Source organism: Algoriphagus aquimarinus, from assembly GCF_007997215.1.
GTDB lineage: Bacteria > Bacteroidota > Bacteroidia > Cytophagales > Cyclobacteriaceae > Algoriphagus > Algoriphagus aquimarinus_A.
Genome location: NZ_VORW01000004.1, coordinates 258,839 through 283,074, shown reverse-complemented (window position 1 = coordinate 283,074; position 24,236 = coordinate 258,839). Strand labels below are relative to the sequence as shown.

Here is a 24,236-nt window from a genome sequence, read left to right as displayed (position 1 = left end):
TGAGTAGTGTTCATACTGACAACTTCACAAATCACTCAATACAATTAAATGATGACTGAATTACTGCGACTGATTACTCACATTCCCCTACGGTAAAGAAAAAGAAACTACTCAAGACCTTCGAGGTTTTAGAAACCTCAAAGGTCAAAAACGGATCACTGCTACTGACTACTGATCATTTCCTCTTCCCCGGCACATATCTCTCCTCCATCCTAGCCTCCACATCTTCGCGATAGAAGGCAACATCCTTGAATTCACCGTCTACGTAAGCTTGAGTCTGATCATAGAAATGTGGAGAATTGGGATCCGAATTCTGACCACCTGCAAGGATGGTCTTGGCCTTCACTTTCTCACCAAATTCCACTACAGCCACAAAGCTGTTTCCTCTATAACCATACAATCTCTTCGTTCCAGGATAGGTTTTGGCACCAAAGGCAGCCAAAGCTCCCCAAGTTCCAGATGCCATTCCCACAGGAGTGTACTCTTTCTCATCATCAAAAGGCATATCGATTTCGCCTGTCAATCGCTGGAATCTATTGATCTCAGACCAAGGCGTATTCCAAGTACCAAAATCGGCATTCATCTGATCCAAAGTCTGGCTAAAAGTGGCTAGCAGTTCAGTAGGTGAAGGATTAGGGATCTTGGAATTTTCGTTCGTATTGAATTCGATCAAATTATTGATACTGCCATGGTTTCTCATAAAATTCATCCCAAAGAAATGCGCCAGTGACATGGCCACGGATTCTTTGGAAGTGCGGTAATCCCACGACTCCAGCACTTTAATAGCCTCAGTGAATTGGGAATCTGCGATTCCTTTCTCCTCATAGGCTTTCAAAAGCATAGGGATTAAATGCTCCATTGCAGGCAAATATGGATCATAAGCAAGTTCAATCATGCTATCAATCGTCAAGCCTGAAGCTTCCTTCAGCACTTTTACGGCATGAATTCCACGGAAATTCTCCTGATCAGGAGCCATGTAGAATGGATAATTTTCACGTTTTGGGCTAAACTCTGCCGCCGCAGTGAATGGCGTAGAATTACAATTCTGAATCCAGCCTGTCTCTGGATTTACTATCATTATACTTTCATCCACGGTATGTAAGCCTTGCCAATCTGAAGCTGGGTCTGAGCCATCTACAGGTTCGGAAAAGTCAAAACCTTCATTTCTCTTTGGGATAAAATTGCCGTGGAAATAGGCAATGTTTCCGTCTGCATCTGCGAAAACCGTATTATTTGAAGAGTTCGTCCGGATATCCATCATATTCTTAAACTCCGCATGATTGCTCAGTTTTGTCCGCGTGAAGCTTTGGATCAACGCATTCACAGGATCCCAATTAATCTTTGTAGCTACCCAATTGTCACCAATCTTATGTGTGATCGGACCATGGTGAGTTCTGTAAAAAGTAAATGGTTTTTCCTTAATTTCTGCGCCAGACTTATATTTCAAAGAAACCTGAAACTCCTCCACCGCCCTGCTCTCGTCTCCATATTGATATTCATATTTCCCATCTTTCTCGGTCACCTCTTCCACAAACTCATCGATGAAGTCCACTTGGGTGGAAGTATGCATCCAGCCGGTCTTCTCATTGAAACCTTGATAGACAAAAAACTGCCCCCAAGTCACCGCGCCATACGCATTCAACCCTTCTTCACTCACCACATGAACTTCCGGTCTGAAATAGAATGAAGTATGTGGATTGATCAGCAAAATGGCATTGCCTGAAGCCGTCATTTTTCCATTTACCGCAATTCCGTTCGATCCTTTTGGTTCATCCAGCAAAGCCTCACGCTTAAATTCATCCTCATATAAGGCCATTACGTCCGGCTCTTTCTCTGCATAAAATGCCTGAATTCCTCTAGTAGGAATCTGCTCTATGTCTCCACCAATGGAACCTTCGCTGAAAAACATCGGCATCCAAGGTTCATATTTAGTAATCACTTGCGGCTTCACCTCTGGGTGTGTGGCTAGGTAATAATTTACTCCGTCGGCAAAAGCCACGCAAAGCCCCTTCAACCAATCAGGAGATGTTTCATAAGCAGCCTTTGCTTCGGCTTCGGTCATGTAGAGATTTGCACGCAAATCACTAAAAATTGCTTCCTGGCCTTCTAACTCAGCCAATCTCCCTGTGGCCCAAATGTAATTTCGCTCTACTCTTCTAAAATCATCCTCGCACTGTGCATATAGCAATCCGAAAACTGCATCCGCATCACTTTTTCCATAAATATGAGGAACTCCAAAATCATCTCTAATAATCTCAACGCGGCTGGCGGTATCCTCCCAGCGTTCTGATTCGCTGAGTTCTTTGGGTTCGCATGACCAGATTAAAACCGGTAATGCAAAAAGCAACAGTCTAAATTTCATACTTGGGTGTTTTATAGGGCTAGATAAAATAAATTCTTCCAAAATAGACTATTTACAGAGTCTAGGCAATTGGAATTTTATCTATGCTGTAAGTATTGGTTTAGCGGTATTTTGGCAGAGATTTCCTCGATCAGCTTATCGGAAATTATTTTTTGTTGCTGATAAGCGAGAATTATCTTTTCCACTTGTTCTACAGAACTTGCCCCGATCACAAGGGAACCCACGGCTGGCTGAATCAAACCAAATCGTATCAAAAAAGCCTCGGGAAGCAAACCAGAATCTGCGATCAACTCGCGGAGTTCTTTTACTTCTGTAGATGTGTATTCCAGAAATGCTTCTTCAGGTTTATTAATCAAAAGCCCTTTGGCAAAGGCACCACGAACTAACACTCTGGTCTCAGATTCTGCGATCAAAGGAAAGGCAGTTTCCTCAGGTCTGCGATCCAAAGGATTGTATTGCATCATGATCGTAGCAGGAGAACTCATTCCAAGCACTTTTCTGATCACATTTGGACGAATGGATGAAATCCCAAACGCCCTAATTTTTCCTTGACTTTTGAGAATTTCAAACGCTTCCAATGTCTCCTCCCAAGGATCTTCGAGCGTACCGCCATGGAGTTGATAAATATCTATGTAATCGGTTTGCAATCGCTTTAGACTCTCTTCCACAGCTGCTAGAATATAGGCTTTCTTTGGATTCCAATCCCAGCCACTTCCATCTGCACGTACTTGATTACCAACTTTGGTGGCTACTACTATATCTTTTCTCCTATCCTTGATAGCAGCTCCAACAATTTCTTCATTCAAGCCTTTTTGGTACAAATCAGCCGTATCCAAAAAATTAATCCCTCCGAATAGTGCAGTATCAATGATCTTTTGATCTTCTTTTAGATTGCCTTTCAGCGACATACAACCCAAAGCTATTGGACTTATTTCAAATTCTAAAGCAGGTAATTTTTTATGTTCCATTCTCCCAAATTCAGATTTTTAGCGCTGGAATTCAAGCCCTTTTACGAAAGAGGATTTATTAAAAGTTTAATAATTTAAGAATCTGAAAGCATTCTTTCTTTAATCCCTATTTTTGGGATCTTAAACCTATGAACAATGAAAAAAATAGCAGTTTTCACTTCTGGAGGAGATAGCCCTGGCATGAACGCTTGCGTGAGAGCGGTCGTTCGTACAGCTATTTATAAAGGATTGGAAGTATATGGAATATACCGTGGATACGAAGGCATGATCGACGGAGAAATCAAGCGCCTGCAATCGCATTCAGTCAGTAATATAGTACAACGCGGTGGAACAGTGCTGAAGTCTGCCAGATCAATGGAATTCAAAACTTCTGAGGGCAGAAAGAAGGCTTATGATAACCTTACCGCTCATGGCATCGAAGGTTTGGTGGCAATAGGTGGTGATGGTACTTTCACTGGGGCTAAGGTGTTTTTTGAAGAATATGGCATCCCTACAGTCGGCTGTCCAGGAACTATCGACAATGACTTGTATGGAACTGATTACACCATTGGTTTTGACACAGCTGTAAATACCGCTCTGGAAGCAATCGATAAGATTCGTGATACGGCTGCTGCACATGATAGAATTTTCTTTATAGAAGTGATGGGCAGAGATGCTGGATTCATTGCAATAGAATCTGGAATAGGCGGAGGAGCTGAATTTGTCATGGTTCCGGAAACACATACAGATCTAAATGATGTAGTAAAATCTCTCAAGAACCTACGAAAGACTAAATCTTCAAGCATCATAGTAGTAGCAGAAGGTGACGATGCAGGAAATGCACAAACCATCATGGAAAAAGTAAAAACCAAACTGAACGATCCTACTAAGGATTTTAAAGTAACTACACTTGGCCATATTCAGCGTGGAGGAAATCCAACTGCGAGAGACCGTGTATTAGCTAGCCGATGCGGGATGTCTGCCGTGGAAGGATTACTTGCAGGAAAACAATTTCACATGGCTGGAGTTGTCAATCAAGAAGTAGTTTTCACACCATTTGCAGATTGTATTGGCAAAACAAAGCCGTTGATCGAAGATCATCTTAAATTAATGAAAATCTTGAGTATATAAGATGGGTTTTATACCACTATTTATCATGCTGGGAGGCGGAGGCCTCCTATTTTTCCTTACTGTGAAAAATGCGCTGCAACGCAAACTCAATCAACAGAAAGAGTTACTATTTAAGTTAAATTCCTTGAACCCCGCTCTGGGCATTTTGGTGGAAGACTCGTCTGATCCTGATTTGCTTATTGCTGCGCTAAAGGGAAAGCAGCTTGAAAGAAACGTCACCGAAAAAGCGCTGAAAATCATAAGAGAACTAAAGGTCAACCGCATTCAATACAATGCCTTGATCAAAAAAGCTCCTTACAACTGGGTTGGTAAAATAGCTCGTTTTCAGGCGATTTGATCTTGAATATAAGCTAGGATTTCTTCCTGCTTTTCTGGAGAAAACCACTTGATAGATTCGTCCTTCTTGAACCAGGTCATCTGCCGCTTGGCATAGCGTCTTGAATTTCTTTTGAGTAAGCGAATAGCTTCTTCCTTGTCGTACTTACCTTCTATATAGCCGAAGATTTCAGAGTAACCGACAGTCTGTAATGCGTTCAGATTCCTTTTACCAAAAAGAGCATCAGCTTCATCAAACAATCCTGCTGCTATCATCTGATCCATTCTACGGTCTATCCGAGCATACAATGCTTCGCGGTCTCTTTCCAGACCGATTTTGATCACTTCAAAAGGCCGTTCCTTTTTTGATTTCACACGGAAAGAGCTGAACTTCTTCCCTGTTCCTCTCCATATTTCCAGTGCCCTCATCAGTCGTTGCGGGTTTTTTTGATCCACTATCCCGAAGTATTCAGGGTCATTTTTAGCCACTTCTTCCTGCAAAAACTCCAAGCCTTTTTGCTCATACTCCTGAATAATCCCAGATCGAATTTCTGAATCGACCTCCGGCATTTCATCCATACCATTCACAATAGCATCGGCAAACAACCCCGATCCTCCGGTCATAATCACCACTTGATGATGTTTAAATAATCCCTCTAGTAAGGCCAACGCTTCTTTTTCGAACTTACGAACGTCATAGTCCTCTTCTATAGACAGGCTGTTGATGAAATGATGTGAAACTTGCTGCAATTCATCTGAACTGGGCTTAGCTGTCCCGAGCTTCATTTCCCTGTAAAACTGCCTGCTGTCACAGGACACAATTTCAGTGTTGAATTTTTTGGCTAGATTTAGACATATATCGGTCTTGCCGACTGCCGTGGGTCCCACCACTAGGATCAAATAGGATCGATTTGACAAAATGAGTTAATAATTTAGCTGAGAGTTCAAAGTAAACTAATGAAAAGCAAAAAGGTCTTGATTGTCGAGAATAATGACTTGACTCGTGCATTATTTGAAAATCTAATCGGCCAGTTATTTAGCTTTGAATCAGTGAAAAATGGCGTAGAGGCTGTGGATAGAGCTTCCAAAGAAAAGTTTGATCTGATTCTCATGGATATTCAAATGCCTGATATGGATGGCATTGCAACTGCAAAAATACTATGGAAGCAATCAGCTTATCACTCTAGAATAATCGCTCTTTCTACTTATTCAGCGGAATCTGTTAAAAGTTGTTTTTTAGAAATGGGGTTTGAAGATTTTATCGCGAAACCTATCCGTCCCAAAGAGTTTTTGGAAGTAATCTCAGCAAAACTCACTTCCAAAACAGGGGGAACTCAAGACCTTGACGGAAATCTCACCTTAGACAAAGAAGTATATCAACAATTGCAGAAATACAATTCCATAGCAACCATAAAATCATTGTATGCGGATTTACTGCAAGAATTTGATCAATTAATGGAGCAAATTGACACCGCATTCAAGGCAAAGGATCAACAAACTTTAATTGGAAATTTACACACCATAAAGGGTAATTCTGGCACTTTGGGCGCAAATGCTATTTTCATATTGTCCACTGATGCTGATAGGATGGCACGGGTTCAGGATTGGGATTCTTTAGAAAAAGCACTGAATAAACTTAAAAAAGAGCGTAAAATTTTAGAGAAATATATCATAGAAGAAACTACTTTTAACCCATGAGTAACTCAAAAAAAATCTTAGTCGGTGAGGATAGTTCAGTTATTATCAACCTGACTAAAAGCATCCTCTCATTTGAAAATTATCAACTGAAAGCTGCAAAAAATGGCAAACAAGTATTAGATATGTTGGAAAAAGAGGAGTTTGATCTGATTCTAATGGATCTCAATATGCCTGTATTGGATGGAGCCAGCTGTACCAAAATGATCAGAGAAATGACGGACCCCATCAAATCAAAGCTTCCTATCATTGCTATTTCCGGAAATATGAATAACTATACAATGGATGAATTCAGAAAATTAGGTTTCGATGATTTCATTCAAAAACCACTTAATTACGATAAATTACTTGCTACCGTAAAAAAAATCCTCGGCTAAAATGGTAATAAAGCACACTAAGCACTTTTTGGATAAACTTGAAAATCTATTCGCCTCATCAGAATACATGCTGCGCTACGAAAAGGGTAATTTCAAATCGGGCTATTGTGTATTGAATGACGCCAAAATCGTCATAGTGAATAAATACTTTCCCTTGGAAGGAAAAATCAACGCACTCATAGATATTCTGATTGAACTGAATATGGATCCGGCAGATTTCAAAGACAAAGCAAATCATGACTTCCTCACTGAACTGAGGCAAACCCAGTTGAAATTTTGAAAGTAACTTTTTTAGGAACCGGTACCTCTCAAGGCGTCCCCGTGATTGGTTGCGACTGTAGTGTCTGTACCTCATTGGATTTTCGGGACAAAAGATTCCGTTCCTCCGTGCATCTTCAGATCGGCAAGCTCAGCCTTGTCATTGACACAGGTCCAGATTTCCGCAGTCAAATTCTAAGGGCAGGAATCACCAACCTTGACGCTGTACTTTATACCCATGAGCATAAGGATCACACTGCCGGATTGGATGATATCCGTCCATTTAATTTCAAGCAACAAAAGGACATGCCCGTATTCGGGAAGCTGCAAGTCCTGGAGCAAATCAAGCGCGAGTTCGCATATATTTTCAGTGGAAAAAGGTATCCCGGAGTTCCTCAAGTAGAGACTATAGAAATCAACGAAAATCCATTTACAATTGAGGGGATTACAGTCACTCCTATACCGGTTTTACATTATAAGCTCCCGATTCTGGGATTCCGAATTGGAGATTTCACTTATATTACCGATGCCAATTACATCTCAGAGGAATCACTGAAGCTTATCGAAGGCACAGAAGTCTTGGTTCTGAATGCGCTGCAAAAAGAACCCCATATTTCACATTTCACCCTAGATGAGGCTGTAGATATGGCTCAAAAAATAGGCGCTAAGGAATCCTATTTCACTCACATTTCTCACCGTCTTGGCCTACATGATGCTGTGGACAGAGAATTACCTCAGGGAATAGCCTTGGCCTACGACGGGCTTCAGCTAACTTTGGACTAATGCATCTTAATTATCATTTCCTCCAATACCTCTGCCCTGAGCTGGAAAAAGCTTTCTTGGGCAAAAAAATCATCGCCTGTTTTTCGCAAAACAAAGATGAATTGATTCTGGAGACTGAAGACGCTGAGGAATCAAGGTTTATCCGTGCTCATTTCCTACCTCCTCAGATTTACCTTTCATTTCCCGATAATTTTTCACGCGCTAAAAGAAACAGTATTGATCTATTTAAAGAACTGATTGGATATGAGATTGTAGGATGTACAGTTTTAAGCTTTGAACGTGCTTTTTATTTTTCACTTAGTTCGGGGAAAACCCTTCTGTTCAAACTTCACGCAAACAGAAGTAATGTCCTGCTTTACGAAAAGAATACCGCTACTCCAGTAAAATTATTTCGAAATGGAATTGTAGAAGACCGGGATTTGGACTGGAATTCCTTGAACAAGAAGTATGATTTGAGCTGGGATAGCTTCGAAAAACTTGAAGGAAACGCATCTCAATTTCTACCTACTTTGGGAGCGATTCCTAGAAACTGGCTGAAAGGAAGAGGTTACCCCGACGAAAATATTTCTGCCAAATGGGAGCTTATGCAGGAGCTTCTAGAAATGCTGGAGACTCCGCTATTTTCTATAGTAGAAAAAAATGGAGAACCTCATCTGAGTCTTCTACCTGAGGAAAATCCGATCAAAAGTTTCTCTAATCCCATACAAGCTGTGAATGAGCTTTTCTATCTGGCTCTAGTTCGGGGGAATTTTGAAAAGGACAAAAACACCATGCTCAAGAAGTATCAGGAGCAGCTCAAGCGAACCAAATCATATATAGAGAAATCCACACAAAAACTGGAAGAACTCCGCAACTCACCACCTCCTTCACAATTGGCAGATGTGATCATGGCTAATCTTCATGAATTTCAAGGGGGAAAATTGGAAGTGGAATTAATGGATTTTTATTCTGGAGAAACTGTCCTAGTGAAGCTTAAGCCAAATCAAAAACCACAGGATCATGCAGCCTCTTTATACAGAAAAAGTAAGAATAGGAAACTAGAATGGGGACAACTGGATAAGACTATTGCCTCAAAAATCAATCAAGCAGCTATCCTCGAATCCCAAATTGAAGAACTGAATGAAATCGATGATTTCAGGGCACTAAAAGGCTACAAGAAATCTCATGGAGAGGACAAAGTCTTACAAAAGGATGCGGTGATTTTACCTTTCAAAACTTTTGAATTCGAGGGATTCCCTATCTGGGTTGGCAAGTCCGCTCAGGCAAATGATGATATGCTTCGCGGCTACACTAAGAAAGACGACATCTGGCTGCACGCCCGCATGGTTCCGGGTTCACATGTACTAATTAAGACTTCGGGCCTTAAAAGCATCCCTGCGTCCGTCCTCGAGACTGCTGCTTCTCTGGCTGCCTTCTACTCAAAAAATAAAAACGAATCTCTAGCACCTGTGATCCACACCGAAGCCAAATACGTGAGAAAAGTGAAAGGCTCGCCTGCAGGATCTGTGATGGTAGAAAAAGAAAAGGTATTGATGGTGACTCCTAAAGGCCCAGAAGAGATCTTTGGTAAGGGGGATTAGATTTAGTCTTTAGCGATCAGTCGCAGTGATCAGTTTTGACCTTTGAAGTTTAGAAAAGCTAGAAGGTCTTTTAAGTGCATCGCCTTTTCATTCGTTTTTCACAAACGGCTAAAACAAAAAAAGAGTCCCGAAATATTTCGGGACTCTTTTTAGTGATTTTATAGAAACCTTAATCTACAATATGAACTTTCAGCATGTTAGTTCTACCGTTCGATTTTAACGGCATGCTACCCGTGTTCACGATAATATCACCAGTATGCACATGGTCATCTGCTTTCAGTGTACTTTCGATGTCTATGAATGTAGCGTCAGTTGATACCTGATTTTCATAGAAATATGCACGTACACCCCACACCAAACTCATTTGTGTGATCAAAGGCTTATTTCTGGTAAATACAAAAATACTTGCTAATGGTCTGTGAGAAGCAATTCTAAATCCAGTAAAGCCAGATGAAGTGATTCCAACAATGGCTTTTGCTTTCACATTTCTAGAAAGTCTAGAAGCCATCAAAATCAGGTTATTGCTCAAGAAGGTATCATCATCCTCAGGGATTTTGTATAGGTTGTGATAGATATCAGCATTTTCCTCTAGATAGCTAATGATGCTACTCATTGCTTTCACAGCATTCACTGGATACTTACCAGAAGCAGTTTCAGCAGAAAGCATCACTGCATCAGCACCATCCAACACAGCATTGGCCACATCATTTGTCTCCGCACGAGTAGGACGAGGATTAGTAATCATACTTTCCATCATTTGGGTAGCAATGATCACTGGCTTACAAGCAATCTTACATTTCTCAACAATTCTTTTCTGCCAAAGAGGGACAATTTCCATTGGAACTTCCACTCCCAAGTCACCACGAGCAACCATGATTGCGTCAGTAGCTTCAATGATAGCATCTATATTTTCAAGTGCTTCAGGCTTCTCTATTTTCGCAACGATCTTACAAACCTTGCCTTTAGCTTCAATTCTTTCTCTAAGATCAATGATATCTTCAGCTGATCTTACAAATGATAAGGCAATCCAATCTACTTCCTGCTCTAATCCGAAAGCTAGATCCTCTATATCCTTCTCTGTAAGAGATGGAGCAGATACTTTAGTATTTGGAAGGTTGATGCCTTTTCTAGACTTAAGGATACCACCGTGGATTACAGTACAATTGACATTCTTGCCATCTGTATCATTCACTACCACCTCAAGGTTACCATCGTCAATCAGAATCCTATCTCCACTTACTACATCATTTGGAAGATTTTGGTAAACTGTACTTACCAATCTACTAGTACCCACTACCGGGTCATTGGTGATCGTAAGTAATTCTCCAGGCTTGATCTCTACGCCATTGTTTTCTACTTCACCCACGCGGATTTTCGGTCCCTGAAGATCTTGTAGAATACCAAGGTTAAGTCCTTCGTCCTTATTTATCTTTCTGATTATGCTCGCTACCTCAGCATGAATTTCATGTGTACCGTGCGAAAAATTCAAACGAAATACATTCGCTCCAGCTGCTGCCAAACTTTTGATAGTATCGTAGTTATTTGAAGCAGGGCCTATGGTTGCTAGAATCTTAGTCTTATTGAAATGGCTCATTAGGGTGTTAATAAGTTAGTAGGTTTTCTTTTGATTTAAGTTTAGTCACGTCCAGCTTCATCACATTCTGTATGTAGCGATTTTTTGCCAGCTGGGTAGCAAATGTATTAATACTTATTTGAAAGGTCTCGTCTTGTACCAAAAGGAAATAGTCCATTGTTTTCAATTCTGGTATCAAATAAGACACTTGATTCGTTGAGTTTAAGGCTTTATTTTTTAAAAGCTGAACAAATCCATGCGGTAAAGAAAGGAAATATTGAGAGATTTTCAGGCTTGGAAGAGTCATAAATTCCAACTCAAGATCCTCAAATTTGACAAGGTTAAGATCCAAATCCCTATTGATCAACCAGGCCATTTTATAGTCTTTAACAGGTGATACAAGCCCCAAAAGCTCGAAATCGTAAGTATGTTCTATCAGTAATTTGGCCTTCTTCATGCAGGGAAAAAATGAATCAAAACAAAGTTAGAAAATTTAATTCAACTTCTATGGTCAGCAATTTGCATAAAAATTTACTTGGATCATTTCTTTGTCAATTAGCTATTAAATATATTTCTTTGCGAAGTGTTAATAACTAAACTGATCACAAAATGTCTGAAATTGCACAAAAAGTAAAAGCCATCATAGTAGACAAACTTGGCGTAGAAGAGTCTGAAGTTACTTTGGAGGCGAGCTTTACCAATGACCTTGGTGCTGATTCTCTTGATACTGTAGAATTGATTATGGAATTCGAAAAGGAATTCAATATCTCTATTCCAGATGATCAGGCAGAGCAAATTGGTACTGTTGGACAAGCAGTTACCTATTTGGAAGCTAACGTAAAATAATAATTCATAAATTCATTGTATGAATTTAAAAAGAGTTGTTGTAACTGGTATAGGTGCCCTCACACCCATAGGCAATACCGCAGAAGAATTCTGGCACGGTCTGTCTAATGGTGTGAGCGGTGCTGCGCCGATTACCAAATTCGACGCATCCCTTTTCAAGACACAATTTGCCTGCGAGGTCAAAAACCTCGACGTAGAGCAATTCATGGACAGAAAAGAAGCTCGGAAAATGGATCCTTTCACTCAATATGCCATGATTTCTGCAGAAGAAGCCATGACGGATTCGGGGTTGGATCTTGAAAAAATCGATAAATCAAGAGCCGGAGTAATCTGGGGATCTGGAATTGGAGGTTTAAAAACCTTTCAGGATGAAGTGACTGCCTTCTCTACAGGAGACGGTACTCCTCGCTTCAATCCATTCTTTATCCCGAAAATGATTGCTGATATCAGCGCTGGCTTTCTATCAATTAAATATGGTTTTCGCGGTCCAAACTTTGTAACAGTTTCTGCCTGTGCTTCAGGCACCAACGCCCTAATTGATGCATTCACTTACATCAGAATGGGTAAAGCTGATATTTTTATCAGCGGTGGTTCAGAAGCAGCAGTGACTGAAGCAGGTATTGGTGGGTTCAATGCAATGAAAGCCCTTTCCCAACGAAATGATTCTCCTGAAACTGCCTCAAGGCCGTTTGATAAAGACAGGGATGGTTTTGTACTGGGTGAAGGCGCCGGAGCATTGATTCTAGAAGAATATGAGCACGCAAAAGCACGTGGTGCCAAAATCTATGCAGAACTAGTAGGTGGAGGAATGACTGCGGACGCGCACCATATCACAGCCCCACACCCTGAAGGGTTAGGTGCTAGAAATGTTATGAAAATCACGTTGGAAGATGCTGGTTTGAATCCTGAAGACATTGACTATATCAATGTTCACGGTACATCTACACCTCTTGGTGATGTAGGTGAAATCAAAGCTATCCAACAAGTCTTTGGTGAGCATGCTTACAAGCTGAACATCAGCAGTACTAAGTCTATGACTGGTCACTTGCTAGGTGCTGCTGGAGCAATTGAAGCCATCGCTTGTATTTTCGCATTAAATAAAGGAATTGTGCCTCCTACTATCAATCACTTCTCAGATGATGAAGCGTTTGATCCAAGGCTAAATTTGACTTTCAACAAAGCGCAGAAGAGAGAAATGAAGTATGCGTTAAGTAATACGTTTGGATTTGGTGGACATAACTGTTCAGTAATTTTCAAAAAATATAATTAATCTGAATTTTGAGATTATTTCAAAGACTCGGGTTTAACAATCTCTTCTTTAGTGAAAAAGATAAAAGGCTTGCTACCTCCATCAGATTGATGACAGGGAGCAGGCCTTTTAATTTATCACTCTATAAGCTAGCCCTCACTCCTTCCAGCCTTGGGTCAGAAACCTCTCAAGGCTTCCGTATTTCCAACGAGCGATTGGAATTTTTAGGAGACGCAATTCTGGGAGCAGTCATCGCAGAATTCCTTTTCCAAAAATACCCCTACCGCGACGAAGGTTTCCTGACGGAAACCAGGTCTAAACTTGTCAACAGGGAAACCCTCAACGATACCGGAATTAAAATCGGATTGCGAAAAGCACTGGATATGGAAATCGGAGAGCGTAGTTTCACTGGCAACAAGTCTCTTTATGGAGACATGCTTGAGGCATTTCTTGGAGCCGTTTACCTGGACAAGGGATACCATTTCACCAAGAAATTTATCACCCAAAGAATTCTTCTACACTTTGATGTAGAAGGCATGATCGCTACTACTACCAATTACAAAAGTAAGATCATCGAGTGGTCTCAGAAAGAAAATAAACAAATAGAATATGTAGTGCTCAGTGTAAGCGGAAACCAGAGATTCAAGGAATTTAAGGTCGCATTACAAGTAGAAGGGGACGAAATAGCACAAGGGAAAGGAAGCACCAAAAAGAAAGCAGAGCAAGAAGCTTCCAAAAATGCATGTGAAATACTAACTATTGCCACATAGCTGAGTAATTTTAGGATCAATTAATCCATTCATGTCTTCAATAAAAATCGCGGGAGCAACCGTCAATCAAACACCGCTAGACTGGTCAGGCAATCTGAACAGAATCATTCTGGCTATTGAAGAAGCAAAAATACAAGGTGCTGAAATCCTATGCCTGCCTGAATTGGCTATCACAGGATACGGATCTGAAGATTTATTTTTAAGCTATTGGTTCCCAAAGAAAGCACTGGCTCAGCTCGAACTCTTGCTACCCTACTGCGAGGGAATCACTGTCGCCGTTGGTCTACCAATAAGAATACAGGATAAAGTTTACAACTGCGTAGCAGTTATTGAAAACACTAAGGTTAAAGGATTTGTAGCCAAGCAATTCATGGCAATTGACGGAGTTCATTACGAGTTTCGATGGTTTACTCCATGGAATGCGAATGAAGTCGTTGAAATAGAATTTCAGGATCAGATGGTTCCTCTTGGAGATCTGACTTTTCATCACAAAGAAATTCACTACGGATTCGAAATCTGTGAAGATGCGTGGAGAGGCAAACTCAGACCTGGATATAGATTATGTGATCGCAAAGTCGATTTGATTTTCAATCCTAGCGCAAGCCATTTTGCCATGGGCAAAACGGCTCTTCGAAAGGAATTAGTTGAGGAAAGTTCGGCGACTTTCGACTGCTACTACTGCTATGCAAATTTGCTGGGTAATGAAGCTGGCAGAATGATTTTCGATGGAGAAATCTTACTTGCCAAATCAGGAGAAATACTTTCTCGAAACAGGCTTCTATCCTTTGAAGACTTTCAGGTAAAGAGCTTTTACCTAGAACCGAAAACTCAAGACATCGCTCCTATCAATTCAAAAAATGAGGAGTTTGTCCAAGCCTCAGCTTTGGCGCTTTTTGATTACATGAGAAAAAGCCACAGTACTGGTTTTGTGCTTTCACTTTCGGGTGGGGCTGATTCTTCTTCGATTGCAATCTTGGTAGCTGAGATGGTAAAGCGGGGGATAAATGAATTGAGTTTAGAAGGGTTTTGCAAAAAAGCTGGAGTTAAAAACCTTCCAACTTCTCAACAACCTGAAAAGGAACTGATAAAGCAACTGCTTACCACTGCTTATCAAGGAACCAAAAACTCATCTGATGACACTTTTTCCAGCGCAGAAACTTTAGCGGAAAGTATCGGTGCTACATTTTATCATTGGGAAATCGATGAGGAAGTAAAATCCTATACAGCAAAAATAGAAAAGGCTATTGGTAGAAAACTCACTTGGGAGCAGGATGATATCACCTTGCAGAATATTCAAGCGAGAACCCGATCACCAATCATCTGGATGCTAGCAAATATTAACAACGCCTTGCTCCTCTCCACCTCCAATCGAAGTGAAGGAGATGTGGGCTATGCGACCATGGATGGAGATACATCTGGAAGTATCTCTCCTATAGCAGCTGTAGATAAATTCTTTATCCTCAATTGGCTAAGTTGGGCTGAGAAAAACCTTGATCGTCCTGGGCTGGCCAAAGTAAACTCCCTGCAGCCAACTGCCGAGCTTCGTCCTCTGGAAAGAACCCAGACTGACGAAAAAGACCTGATGCCTTATGCAGTAATCGTAGAAATAGAAAAACTTGCTATCCGTGACAGACGTTCACCCATGGATATTTACCTCATACTTTCTGAGGAACTAGAATTGGAACCTGAAATTTTGAAAGGCTATATCAAAAAATTCTTCCGACTTTGGTCACGCAATCAATGGAAAAGAGAAAGACTTGCTCCTTCTTTTCACTTGGATGAATTCAACGTGGATCCAAAGACTTGGTACAGATTCCCGATTTTGTCGGGAGGATTTGCAGAAGAACTTGCACAACTAGAACAACTATAAAACATCAACTATGCTTGAATTAATCATGAACTACATCGTTTGGGACCCTAGCCCTTCAGTAATTCACGGCTGGGAAAGACCTCCTTGGTATAGTATTCTTTTTGCCGCTGGCTTTGTGATTTCACAGCAATTCATGGTTCATTTTTTCAAAAAGGAAGGACAAAATCCAGAATTGGTAGACAAACTAACTATCTACATGGTAGTGGCTACCATAGTCGGCGCTAGACTTGGTCACGTCCTTTTCTATGAACCAGCCAAATATTTAAGTAACCCTATAGATATCTTGAAAGTCTGGGAAGGTGGACTTGCCAGTCACGGAGCTGCCATTGTGATTCCAATAGCCTTGTGGATGTATGCCAAAAGAACTCCTGGACAAAACTACCTATGGGTGGTAGACAGAATTGTGATCGTAACGGCTATGACCGGGGCATTGATCAGATTTGGTAATCTAATGAATTCGGAAATTGGCGGGAAAGACACAAACTCTGATTATGGAATCGTTTACGCTTGGGACACGGAAGAATTACTTTCTACCCTGAAAGTACCGATTGAGTCTATCGACCCATACAAACCTGATGACCGCCAAAATGAACTGGTTGGAAATGGTATTGTTCCACTAAACATTGACCTAGAAATCAATAAAGGAGCCTATTCTTTAGAAGATTTAGAAAGTACGCTGAGACGTGACATTAAGTATGCTTTGACTGAGTTCAACTCTAGTCAAGATTACTTAGCAGAGCCAGTAGAAAGTCCTTTGGACATGTCAATTTCTGATAAGGGAGACCACTATTTAGTAACAGTCCGAACCTTTGGAAGAACAAAGCATCCGACACAGATCTACGAGTCACTCTCCTATTTCGTGATTTTCCTTGTGCTTTTCGCACTTTGGAATAAATACAAAGAACGTTTGCCAGATGGACTTCTCCTTGGCATTTTCCTCATCTCAGTTTTTGGGATGCGCTTCGTTTGGGAGTTCTTCAAAGAAAGCCAAGTAGATTTCGAAGATGGTATGGCCTTCAACATGGGACAATTACTGAGTATTCCTCTTGTAATTGCCGGAGTGATATTGGTGGCTAGAGCTATGAAAAATGGTGTGAAGCCTATCAAAAACTAAGGTACTGGATCATGCCCGTGGCCGCCCCAAGGATGGCAACGGGCAATTCGCTTTAATCCCATCCAGCCTCCTGCAAAAACTCCATGCTTCATTATTGACTCCTTCATGTATTGGCTGCAAGTTGGTGTAAACCTACAGCTAGAAGGAAATAAGGGAGAAATAGTGTATTGATAGACCAATACTGGAAATATAGCTATCTTTCGAAGTATGGATTTTGCCATGAATTAAGTCCTAAGTGTAAGCGATTGCGTAAGTAACCAAATATTTTCAATCTGAATTCCCTCTTGATTACCAAGAATCCAAATATCCTTTATTTCTCTCTCCTAATCATAGCCCTTTTCCTAGAGCCATGGGGAAATACTTCCTATGCGCAAGGTGATACTTCTTATGCTCCTGCAAGTAAGACTGCGCCAGATAGCGTAACTGTTAACAATATTTTCATAGTAGGAAATGTAAAAACGAAAAAGAGTGTAATTCTCAGGGAATTAGATTTCACTACTGATTATTATTACGATTGGAATACTTTCCTAGAGATAATTATTGCCGACCAAAAGAAAATCTACAACCTTAGACTTTTCACATCAGTCGAAATTACTCCATTAATTACTAGCGACAGGGAGGTAGAAATCTTAATTACTGTAAAGGAACGCTGGTATATTCTTCCGCAAATCATTTTTCAGCTTGCAGACAGAAACTTCTCAGAGTGGTGGACAAATCAAAACAGGGATTTCTCTAGAGTAAACTATGGTCTAAGACTTAGTCATAGCAATGTGGGAGGCAGAAATGAGAAACTCAAATTCGCTGGGCAACTGGGCTTCACCAAAGCAATAGACTTCCAATACAGTAAGCCTTACATTGATAAAAACCAGAAACATGGCCTTGCCGCTCAGCTGACTTTCAAAGAAAATAAGACCATTCCTATCAAATCTGAGTTCAACAAGCAGGTCTTCTACACCAATGAGAATGAAGAAATCATCAAGAAAAGCTTTGCTGCAGCCCTTAGATATACCTATAGAAGGAGTTACTACAATTATCACTTCCTAACTTTAGGATATAGTGGAACACGCGTCGCAGATGAAGTGCTAATAGAAAACCCAGATTATTTCCAGCATGGTGGAAATAAATTAAGGTACTTCTATGCGACATACACTTTTAGACACGACCGCAGAGACAATGTATCCTATGCTACCGACGGGGAATTACTTCAGCTATCGATCACCAAATACGGTATAGTATATACTGAAGAACTTGATGAGGTGGAAGTAAATCTCACCGCCAATAAATACTTTAAGCTTTCTGATAAATTCCACTTCAATACTGGGTTGACCGCTGATTGGTTTTTGAGCAAAAGCCAACCCTACACCCTTGTTAGAGGCATCGGATACAATCCAAACTTTATTCGTGGGTATGAATTGAATGTGGTCGAAGGACAGCAGCTTTATGTGCACAAAAATAGTTTCCGTTGGAAATTCGTGGATTGGAAAATCGATATTTCTAATTTGGTTCAACTGGAGCAATTCAATACAATTCCTATCCGCCTATACTTGAGTGCGAATTTTGATCACGGCTATGTAAAAGACAGAAACCACATCCCTGAAAATTCACGTCTTGCTAACAAATATCTGATGGGATATGGTACAGGAATAGATCTAGTTGGCTTCTATGATTCAGTATTGCGCTTCGAATATTCCCTAAATAATAGAAATGAAGGGAACTTCTTTTTTAACTTCTCTTCTCCATTCTAGGAATGACAGTCTAAAAAAATAATTAGACTGTTAGATTGATTATCAAGTTTTTAACTAAATTAGTTAAGCCTTTTTTCAATCTATTATGAAGCAATTGATTTTTTCCTGCTTCCTGCTTTGTCTGCATTTTTTCGCAAAAGCACAAACAGACCCACTGACTCAAGTACATGGTGCTAGAAGTCAAAGCATGGGCAATCTGCGCGTGCATGGCATGGACTCTTGGAGCTATTTCAATAATCCTGGTGCGTTGGCAAAATTGGAATATTCAGCAGTTTCAGCTGGATATGATAATCGATTTGGACTACAAGAACTAAGTACTGCTTCCTTTGTCGGGGCATGGAAGGTGAAAGCTGGAACTGTGGGCTTGGGAGTTTCACGCTATGGAGGAAAGTTATTCAACCAGCAAACACTCGGATTAGCTTTCGCAAATCAATTAGGAATTGTAAGTGTGGGTGGAAAATTAGAATTGTTTCAAACTCAAATAGAAGGATTCGGAAGCGGAAATAGCCTTATTTTTAGTCTTGGAGGAATGGCAGAACTCAGCCCTCAATTCTCCATTGGAGCTAGTATTTCCAATCTCAATCGAGCCAAAATCTCAAAAGATTCTGAAACAAGACTTCCAACCGGAGTAAGCTTGGGCCTCTTTTACCTTCCCATATCCCAACTCCAGTTCCATCTCGAAGTGGAAAAGGATATCCAAATCAAACCTGTCGTAAAAGCCGGATTAGAATATGGAATCAAAGACTGGATATTCCTTCGAACGGGTATCAATAGCAATCCAAGCAGGTTGTTCTTTGGCGTAGGCTTGAAATCAAACCGCTGCAGTCTGGATTATGCTTACGGGCAAAATCAGGCTTTAGGAAGTACAAATCATCTGAGTTTGGGATTTTCTTTTGTCGAAAAATGAAAGCGATCACACTCATAGCTATTCTGGTTTTTTTGATGAATTCTCACGTGCTTTCCCAACAGCCTCCACAAAGGGAAATAGACTTAGAATCGTTTATGGAGCGTCTTTTCCCTGTACAAGACGAAGATTTAGATTACGAATCTATTTATGAGGTGCTCCTTCAACTCTTCCTCAATCCCATGGACGTCAACCGCGCAAGTGCAGAAGTGCTTGCTTCTAGCTACCTACTCGATCCTATACAAATCAGCAGTTTAATTGCTTATAGAGCCAAGTATGGACCACTAATCTCTCTTTATGAGTTGCAAGCCGTCCCAGCTTTTGATCTCAAAACCATAGAACAGATTCTTCCATTTTTAACTTTGGGAACTGGCGTATCAAATCAAACTCAAGCCTTTTGGAAGCGAGTTGGAACTGAAGAACAAGCATATTTTATGCTTCGTCATCGTCGTACCTGGGAAACCCGAAAAGGATTCACACCTGCAGACACGAGTTCTACTGGGAAAATATCCAGCCGCTACCTAGGAGATCCGAATGAATTATATCTCAGATTTCGAATCCAACATGCGCGGGATTTTAGTCTTGGCTTGACACTAGATAAAGATCCTGGAGAGCAATTCACTTGGGATAGCAAAACAGCCAGATATGGCTTCAATTTTTTCTCATTTCACTTCACCAAGTATTATGTAGGAAAATGGAAAACCATCGCATTGGGAGATTTCCAGGCACAATTTGGCCAAGGGTTAGTTTTTGGTGCAGGATATTCTCTTGGCAAAGGTGCAGAAACAGTTCCGACCGTAAGAAGAAGTAGTGTCGGGATTTTGCCTTACACAGCGGCATTAGAATTTGGGTTTTTGCGTGGTGCAGGACTTACTTATCAAAGCGGGAATTGGCAAAGTAGCTTGATTGCTTCCAACGCTCCCAGAGATGGCCGAGCTTCTGCCCTTCTGGACACACTCAGCACAGAGGGCTTGACGATCAACTCATTCAACCAAAGTGGACTCCATCGTACATCAAGTGAACTCAGCACTAAAAATCAATTTCGAGAAGTTAGCCTCGGTGGAAATGTCCAATTTTCTTCAACTTCCGGAAAGCTGCAAGCTGGCAGCAACTATCTCTACACAAGATTTGATCACCCATGGATCAAAGAACCTACGCTTTACAATCAATTTGATTTTGCAGGGCAACGCAACAGTGTAGGTAGCCTTTATATGAATTACAATTGGAAAAATTTCTTCCTTTTTGGTGAATCTGCTATTTCCCAATCTGGTGGAAAAGGAAACGTGATAGGATTTATTTCAAGCTTGAGCAAGCAAGTAGATTTTTCGGTTCTATGGAGAAAATACGATAAAGATTTTCACAGTTTCTACGCCAACTCATTTTCAGAAAGTACAAAGCCAGCAAATGAACAAGGTGTCTATCTAGGTATCCAAGTCAAGCCAATCCCCAAATGGAAGATCAATGCTTATTATGATTATTTCAGGTTTCCATGGTTTAGATACAGAGTATATGCTCCATCCAAAGGCTACGAATGGCTAGCTAGAATCAGCTTTCAGCCAAACCGAAACCTTGTCGCATTCTTTCAAATAAGGGAAGAGCAAAAAGACAGGAATCTTTCGGACTCCGGAGAGCCATCGCTCCCCTATCAAATCAAACCTTTGAATAAGGTAAATGGATTACTCAGTCTGGAATATAACGTCAGTAAAACTTTCTTTTTTCGCTCAAGGATTCTCTTCAGTCGTGTCAATTATAATGATCAAAAATCGGCCGGTTTTATGGTTCTTCAGGACGCGCAATACAGTTTCAGTAAATTCAGACTGACAGGAAGAATAGCACTTTTCGATACTGACGACTACGATACCAGGCTTTATGCTTTTGAGAATAATGTATTATGGACATTCTCCATACCTGCTTTTTCCGGACAGGGAATGCGCTATTATCTGCTTGCTCAATATCAAATCAACTCCCAGATCACCACCTATTTTCGCTTTTCAAGAACATCATACACCGATCGGGAAAGCATCAGTTCTGGGCTGCAGGAGATTGATGGATACCACCAGAGTGAAACCACTTTACTCATTCGATATATGCTTCATCGCTAAATTTCCATCAATGGTATAAATGAGAGTCTGCTTTTTTGATAATTTGTACTCAAACACCACCGCTACTATGAAAAAACTACTACTGATCCTCATTACCCTCCTTTCACTGAATAATGGGTTTGCACAAAGCCTAGACTTGAGCAAAATGAGTAAGAAAGATGGATTTATCCCTTTTTACCTAGACGAGGAAAAAGGAAAGATTTACCTCGAAATTGACAAACTAGAATGGGAATTTCTCTATGTAAATTCTTTAACAGCAGGCGTAGGATCCAATGACATAGGGCTGGATCGTGGGCAATTGGGAGACACTCGAATTGTGGAATTCAGAAAATCTGGAAACAAGCTATTCTTGGTTCACAAAAACTACGATTTCAGAGCATATTCTGACAATCCCGCAGAAGTACAATCTATCAAAGATGCCTTCGCGGAATCAATTCTTTGGGGGTTTGAAATCGCACAGAAGGACGGAGATAAGTTAATCGTAGATGCGACCAATTTTTATCTTCAGGATGTTCACGGAGTAGGAGAAACTTTGACCAGAAGTCGTCAGGGATCATTCAGAGCAGATGCTAGTCGCTCAGGATTGTACTACCCAATGACCAAAAACTTCCCTCAAAATACCGAAGTGGAAATGACCATTACCTTAACTGGTCAGGCGACAGGTGGGAATCTAAGATCTGTAACCCCTTCTCCAGATGCTGTCACTGTCCGTCAACGCCACTCATTCATTTCGCTTCCTGACGATAAGTATGAGCCACGCGAGTTTGATCCTAGAGCTGGCTATGGTAGTATTTCTTACATGGATTTCACTACGCCAATCTCCGAGCCAATCATGAAAAGATTCATAGCGCGTCATCGATTGGAAAAGAAAGACCCTAGCGCAGCGATGTCGGAAGCCGTCGAGCCAATCGTATATTACCTTGATAGAGGAACTCCAGAACCTGTGGCTTCGGCTTTGATTGAAGGAGGAAACTGGTGGAATCAAGCATTCGAGGCGGCAGGATTTATTGATGCATTCAGAGTGGAACTGGCTCCAGAAGGCATGGATCTGATGGATGTACGCTACAATGTGATTCAGTGGGTTCATCGCTCCACACGAGGCTGGTCCTACGGTGCTAGTGTCCGTGATCCTCGAACAGGTGAGATTTTGAAAGGTCATGTTTCTCTAGGTTCTCTACGTGTGAGACAGGATTACTTGATTGCACAGGGACTTTTGCAACCATTCGAAGATGGCGCTCCTGCTAACCCAAAAATGCTAGAACTGGCTGTAGCCAGACTGAAGCAACTTTCTGCACATGAAATAGGTCATACCATCGGCTTAGCACACAGTTATGCTACTTCAGCCAACAATCGCTCTTCGGTTATGGATTACCCATATCCACTGATTACTGAGACAGCAAATGGTGAGCTGGATCTAAGCAATGCCTATGATGATAAAATCGGTGATTGGGATAAATGGGCTATCAAATACGGCTATGCTGTGACGCCTAAAGATCAGGATGAAGCTGCTTTTCTCAAGAAAACCTTAGAAGACACCTATGAATCCGGCCATCAATTCATCACGGATTCGGACTCCAGGAGCCCAAGCGGAGCCCATCCAACTTCTCACCTGTGGGATAATGGAGCATCTGCTTCGGTGGAATTGATGAGAATGCTTGAGTTGCGAAAAAACAGAATGAAAACTTTCGGTTTGAATGCCATTCCGACTGGCCAGCCACAAGCACTGATTGAAGAAGTATTTGTACCTCTGTATTTGATGCATAGATATCAAATAGAAGCTACCAGTAAGCTACTTGGTGGAGTAGATTATAGATACAAAATAAAAGGAGACAATCAGCCAAATCATGGCTGGGTTCACAATGATCAGCAGGAAGCTGCATTACAGGCTCTTTTGCAAACCATTTCACCAGAGCAACTGCGGGTGCCAGAACATATTTTAAGATTAATTCCACCAAGACCATTTGGCTATGGTAGAAATAGAGAAACTTTCGTTTCAAGGGTAAGTCCGATATTTGACCCTATTGCTCCTGCAGAAACCATCGTTGATTTGACCTTTGATTTCCTACTGGATGGAGCTAGAGTAAGTCGCATTTATCTACAGCATTTGCAGCAAAACAATCTTTTTGGGTTTAATGACTTACTAACAAGTGTGGAGAAACAAATATTCTCTAGCTATAACAAAGAAGATCTCAATCTGGAAATAATCCTGATGACACAGTCAAAATACGTGGATCATTTAATTGCTTTGGCTAAAAATGCAGACGTATCTAACACAATCAGAGCGATTGCTAGAGGGAGATTGGCATATTTTGCAAACCCCGAAGAACAACGCATGTCTGTTGGTAAAGATGCTGCAGCACAGCATCGAGTTTATTTGGCCGAAAAAACCAAGACATTTCTTGATCTTCCAGAAGAACTAATCCCGCAAGAAACGCTGACAGCTCCAGACGGCTCACCTATCGGTATGGATATCATGAGTTGTGACTTTGATTTCTAACACGGATTAAAAACATCAAAATGCACTTCAGCTATCGAGCCTGAAGTGCATTTTTGATTTATAGCCCTAGTAAAATTAAATTAACCAACACAAAAACTAGATATCATCTCTGAAGCCA

The 24,236-nt window shown here is 40.9% G+C and carries 22 protein-coding genes; 16 read left to right on the top strand and 6 right to left on the bottom strand.

The features are described 5' to 3' along the window. Nucleotides 1–175: 175 nt before the first annotated feature. Together ESV85_RS09990 and ESV85_RS09985 are read right to left on the bottom strand one after the other, a co-directional pair. The gene (locus ESV85_RS09990) at nt 176–2,362 is read right to left on the bottom strand and encodes an acylase (RefSeq protein ID WP_146917089.1); all 2,187 of its coding nucleotides are present in this window, start codon (nt 2,360–2,362) and stop codon (nt 176–178) included. 77 nt (nt 2,363–2,439) lie between these two features. After that, a complete protein-coding gene (locus tag ESV85_RS09985) occupies nt 2,440–3,330 on the bottom strand; it encodes an aldo/keto reductase (RefSeq protein WP_146917088.1) in 891 nt (296 codons plus the stop codon). Between the two features lie 135 nt (nt 3,331–3,465). Here ESV85_RS09985 and pfkA point away from each other — a divergent pair, with 135 nt between their 5' ends. Both pfkA and ESV85_RS09975 read left to right on the top strand, forming a co-directional pair. Then, nucleotides 3,466–4,440, top strand: a complete 975-nt coding sequence (gene pfkA / locus ESV85_RS09980) for a 6-phosphofructokinase (protein ID WP_146917086.1) — start codon at nt 3,466–3,468, stop codon at nt 4,438–4,440. Nucleotide 4,441: 1 nt separating this feature from the next. Beyond that, on the top strand, nt 4,442–4,777 hold the full coding sequence (locus ESV85_RS09975; RefSeq protein WP_146917084.1) for a hypothetical protein: 336 nt from the start codon (nt 4,442–4,444) through the stop codon (nt 4,775–4,777). On the opposite strand, the gene miaA is transcribed toward ESV85_RS09975, so the two are convergent. After that, the gene (miaA, locus tag ESV85_RS09970) at nt 4,765–5,673 is read right to left on the bottom strand and encodes a tRNA (adenosine(37)-N6)-dimethylallyltransferase MiaA (RefSeq protein WP_146917083.1); all 909 of its coding nucleotides are present in this window, start codon (nt 5,671–5,673) and stop codon (nt 4,765–4,767) included. The two genes, ESV85_RS09975 and miaA, sit on opposite strands and share 13 nt — an antisense overlap. 39 nt (nt 5,674–5,712) lie before the next feature. Between miaA and ESV85_RS09965 the strand changes: the two genes are divergently transcribed. From ESV85_RS09965 to ESV85_RS09945, 5 genes are read left to right on the top strand one after another with little or no spacing between them, the layout of a single operon-like run. Continuing rightward, on the top strand, nt 5,713–6,453 hold the full coding sequence (locus tag ESV85_RS09965; RefSeq protein WP_146917081.1) for a response regulator: 741 nt from the start codon (nt 5,713–5,715) through the stop codon (nt 6,451–6,453). Next, on the top strand, nt 6,450–6,827 hold the full coding sequence (locus tag ESV85_RS09960) for a response regulator (RefSeq protein ID WP_146917079.1): 378 nt from the start codon (nt 6,450–6,452) through the stop codon (nt 6,825–6,827). Before ESV85_RS09965 ends, ESV85_RS09960 begins: the two co-directional genes overlap by 4 nt. Nucleotide 6,828: 1 nt before the next feature. Beyond that, a complete protein-coding gene (locus ESV85_RS09955) occupies nt 6,829–7,107 on the top strand; it encodes a hypothetical protein (protein ID WP_092898461.1) in 279 nt (92 codons plus the stop codon). Further along, nucleotides 7,104–7,868, top strand: a complete 765-nt coding sequence (locus tag ESV85_RS09950; protein ID WP_146917077.1) for an MBL fold metallo-hydrolase — start codon at nt 7,104–7,106, stop codon at nt 7,866–7,868. The genes ESV85_RS09955 and ESV85_RS09950 overlap by 4 nt, the downstream gene beginning before the upstream one ends. Then, on the top strand, nt 7,868–9,448 hold the full coding sequence (locus ESV85_RS09945) for an NFACT RNA binding domain-containing protein (protein WP_146917075.1): 1,581 nt from the start codon (nt 7,868–7,870) through the stop codon (nt 9,446–9,448). The genes ESV85_RS09950 and ESV85_RS09945 overlap by 1 nt, the downstream gene beginning before the upstream one ends. Before the next feature lie 169 nt (nt 9,449–9,617). On the opposite strand, the gene pyk is transcribed toward ESV85_RS09945, so the two are convergent. Both pyk and ESV85_RS09935 read right to left on the bottom strand, forming a co-directional pair. After that, nucleotides 9,618–11,042 (bottom strand): pyruvate kinase, encoded by a 1,425-nt coding sequence (gene pyk, locus ESV85_RS09940; protein WP_146917073.1) that lies wholly within the window; start codon nt 11,040–11,042, stop codon nt 9,618–9,620. Nucleotides 11,043–11,049: 7 nt separating this feature from the next. Then, complete coding sequence (locus ESV85_RS09935) at nt 11,050–11,478, bottom strand: IPExxxVDY family protein (RefSeq protein WP_146917071.1); 429 nt, start codon at nt 11,476–11,478, stop codon at nt 11,050–11,052. Nucleotides 11,479–11,630: 152 nt separating this feature from the next. Between ESV85_RS09935 and ESV85_RS09930 the strand changes: the two genes are divergently transcribed. Genes ESV85_RS09930 through ESV85_RS09910 form a run of 5 tightly spaced genes read left to right on the top strand, consistent with a single transcriptional unit; the run spans nt 11,631 to nt 16,870 of the window. Further along, nucleotides 11,631–11,867 carry an acyl carrier protein gene (locus ESV85_RS09930; protein ID WP_057940051.1) on the top strand — a complete coding sequence of 79 codons (237 nt, stop codon included), beginning with the start codon at nt 11,631–11,633 and terminating at the stop codon, nt 11,865–11,867. A 19-nt stretch (nt 11,868–11,886) separates the two neighbouring features. Next, on the top strand, nt 11,887–13,137 hold the full coding sequence (fabF, locus tag ESV85_RS09925) for a beta-ketoacyl-ACP synthase II (RefSeq protein WP_146917069.1): 1,251 nt from the start codon (nt 11,887–11,889) through the stop codon (nt 13,135–13,137). Between the two features lie 8 nt (nt 13,138–13,145). Further along, nucleotides 13,146–13,886, top strand: a complete 741-nt coding sequence (rnc, locus tag ESV85_RS09920; protein ID WP_146917067.1) for a ribonuclease III — start codon at nt 13,146–13,148, stop codon at nt 13,884–13,886. A gap of 31 nt (nt 13,887–13,917) precedes the next feature. Further along, the gene (nadE, locus tag ESV85_RS09915; RefSeq protein ID WP_146917066.1) at nt 13,918–15,756 is read left to right on the top strand and encodes an NAD(+) synthase; all 1,839 of its coding nucleotides are present in this window, start codon (nt 13,918–13,920) and stop codon (nt 15,754–15,756) included. Nucleotides 15,757–15,766: 10 nt separating this feature from the next. Continuing rightward, nucleotides 15,767–16,870 carry a prolipoprotein diacylglyceryl transferase gene (locus ESV85_RS09910; RefSeq protein ID WP_146917064.1) on the top strand — a complete coding sequence of 368 codons (1,104 nt, stop codon included), beginning with the start codon at nt 15,767–15,769 and terminating at the stop codon, nt 16,868–16,870. Here ESV85_RS09910 and yidD read toward each other — a convergent pair. Continuing rightward, nucleotides 16,867–17,091, bottom strand: a complete 225-nt coding sequence (gene yidD, locus ESV85_RS09905; RefSeq protein WP_146917062.1) for a membrane protein insertion efficiency factor YidD — start codon at nt 17,089–17,091, stop codon at nt 16,867–16,869. The two genes, ESV85_RS09910 and yidD, sit on opposite strands and share 4 nt — an antisense overlap. Nucleotides 17,092–17,154: 63 nt before the next feature. On the opposite strand from yidD, the gene ESV85_RS09900 reads away from it, so the two are divergent. The 4 genes from ESV85_RS09900 to ESV85_RS09885 all read left to right on the top strand — a co-directional run bounded on the left by ESV85_RS09900 (nt 17,155) and on the right by ESV85_RS09885 (nt 24,118). After that, nucleotides 17,155–18,615 carry a POTRA domain-containing protein gene (locus ESV85_RS09900; protein ID WP_223275966.1) on the top strand — a complete coding sequence of 487 codons (1,461 nt, stop codon included), beginning with the start codon at nt 17,155–17,157 and terminating at the stop codon, nt 18,613–18,615. Nucleotides 18,616–18,700: 85 nt separating this feature from the next. After that, nucleotides 18,701–19,522: a hypothetical protein gene (locus ESV85_RS09895; RefSeq protein ID WP_146917060.1), complete on the top strand. Its 822-nt coding sequence runs from the start codon at nt 18,701–18,703 to the stop codon at nt 19,520–19,522. Beyond that, a complete protein-coding gene (locus tag ESV85_RS09890; protein WP_146917058.1) occupies nt 19,519–21,621 on the top strand; it encodes a helix-hairpin-helix domain-containing protein in 2,103 nt (700 codons plus the stop codon). The genes ESV85_RS09895 and ESV85_RS09890 overlap by 4 nt, the downstream gene beginning before the upstream one ends. 67 nt (nt 21,622–21,688) lie before the next feature. Continuing rightward, the gene (locus ESV85_RS09885) at nt 21,689–24,118 is read left to right on the top strand and encodes a zinc-dependent metalloprotease (RefSeq protein ID WP_146917057.1); all 2,430 of its coding nucleotides are present in this window, start codon (nt 21,689–21,691) and stop codon (nt 24,116–24,118) included. Nucleotides 24,119–24,236 lie beyond the last annotated feature (118 nt).

What these genes read in the sequence shown, in the direction of transcription:
- ESV85_RS09990 (WP_146917089.1), bottom strand. Translation starts at nt 2,362, where the DNA reads ATGAAATTTAGACTGTTGCTTTTTGCATTACCGGTTTTAATCTGGTCA.
- ESV85_RS09985 (WP_146917088.1), bottom strand. Translation starts at nt 3,330, where the DNA reads ATGGAACATAAAAAATTACCTGCTTTAGAATTTGAAATAAGTCCAATA.
- pfkA (WP_146917086.1), top strand. Translation starts at nt 3,466, where the DNA reads ATGAAAAAAATAGCAGTTTTCACTTCTGGAGGAGATAGCCCTGGCATG.
- ESV85_RS09975 (WP_146917084.1), top strand. Translation starts at nt 4,442, where the DNA reads ATGGGTTTTATACCACTATTTATCATGCTGGGAGGCGGAGGCCTCCTA.
- ESV85_RS09965 (WP_146917081.1), top strand. Translation starts at nt 5,713, where the DNA reads ATGAAAAGCAAAAAGGTCTTGATTGTCGAGAATAATGACTTGACTCGT.
- ESV85_RS09960 (WP_146917079.1), top strand. Translation starts at nt 6,450, where the DNA reads ATGAGTAACTCAAAAAAAATCTTAGTCGGTGAGGATAGTTCAGTTATT.
- ESV85_RS09955 (WP_092898461.1), top strand. Translation starts at nt 6,829, where the DNA reads ATGGTAATAAAGCACACTAAGCACTTTTTGGATAAACTTGAAAATCTA.
- ESV85_RS09945 (WP_146917075.1), top strand. Translation starts at nt 7,868, where the DNA reads ATGCATCTTAATTATCATTTCCTCCAATACCTCTGCCCTGAGCTGGAA.
- pyk (WP_146917073.1), bottom strand. Translation starts at nt 11,042, where the DNA reads ATGAGCCATTTCAATAAGACTAAGATTCTAGCAACCATAGGCCCTGCT.
- ESV85_RS09935 (WP_146917071.1), bottom strand. Translation starts at nt 11,478, where the DNA reads ATGAAGAAGGCCAAATTACTGATAGAACATACTTACGATTTCGAGCTT.
- ESV85_RS09930 (WP_057940051.1), top strand. Translation starts at nt 11,631, where the DNA reads ATGTCTGAAATTGCACAAAAAGTAAAAGCCATCATAGTAGACAAACTT.
- fabF (WP_146917069.1), top strand. Translation starts at nt 11,887, where the DNA reads ATGAATTTAAAAAGAGTTGTTGTAACTGGTATAGGTGCCCTCACACCC.
- nadE (WP_146917066.1), top strand. Translation starts at nt 13,918, where the DNA reads ATGTCTTCAATAAAAATCGCGGGAGCAACCGTCAATCAAACACCGCTA.
- ESV85_RS09910 (WP_146917064.1), top strand. Translation starts at nt 15,767, where the DNA reads ATGCTTGAATTAATCATGAACTACATCGTTTGGGACCCTAGCCCTTCA.
- yidD (WP_146917062.1), bottom strand. Translation starts at nt 17,091, where the DNA reads ATGGCAAAATCCATACTTCGAAAGATAGCTATATTTCCAGTATTGGTC.
- ESV85_RS09895 (WP_146917060.1), top strand. Translation starts at nt 18,701, where the DNA reads ATGAAGCAATTGATTTTTTCCTGCTTCCTGCTTTGTCTGCATTTTTTC.
- ESV85_RS09890 (WP_146917058.1), top strand. Translation starts at nt 19,519, where the DNA reads ATGAAAGCGATCACACTCATAGCTATTCTGGTTTTTTTGATGAATTCT.
- ESV85_RS09885 (WP_146917057.1), top strand. Translation starts at nt 21,689, where the DNA reads ATGAAAAAACTACTACTGATCCTCATTACCCTCCTTTCACTGAATAAT.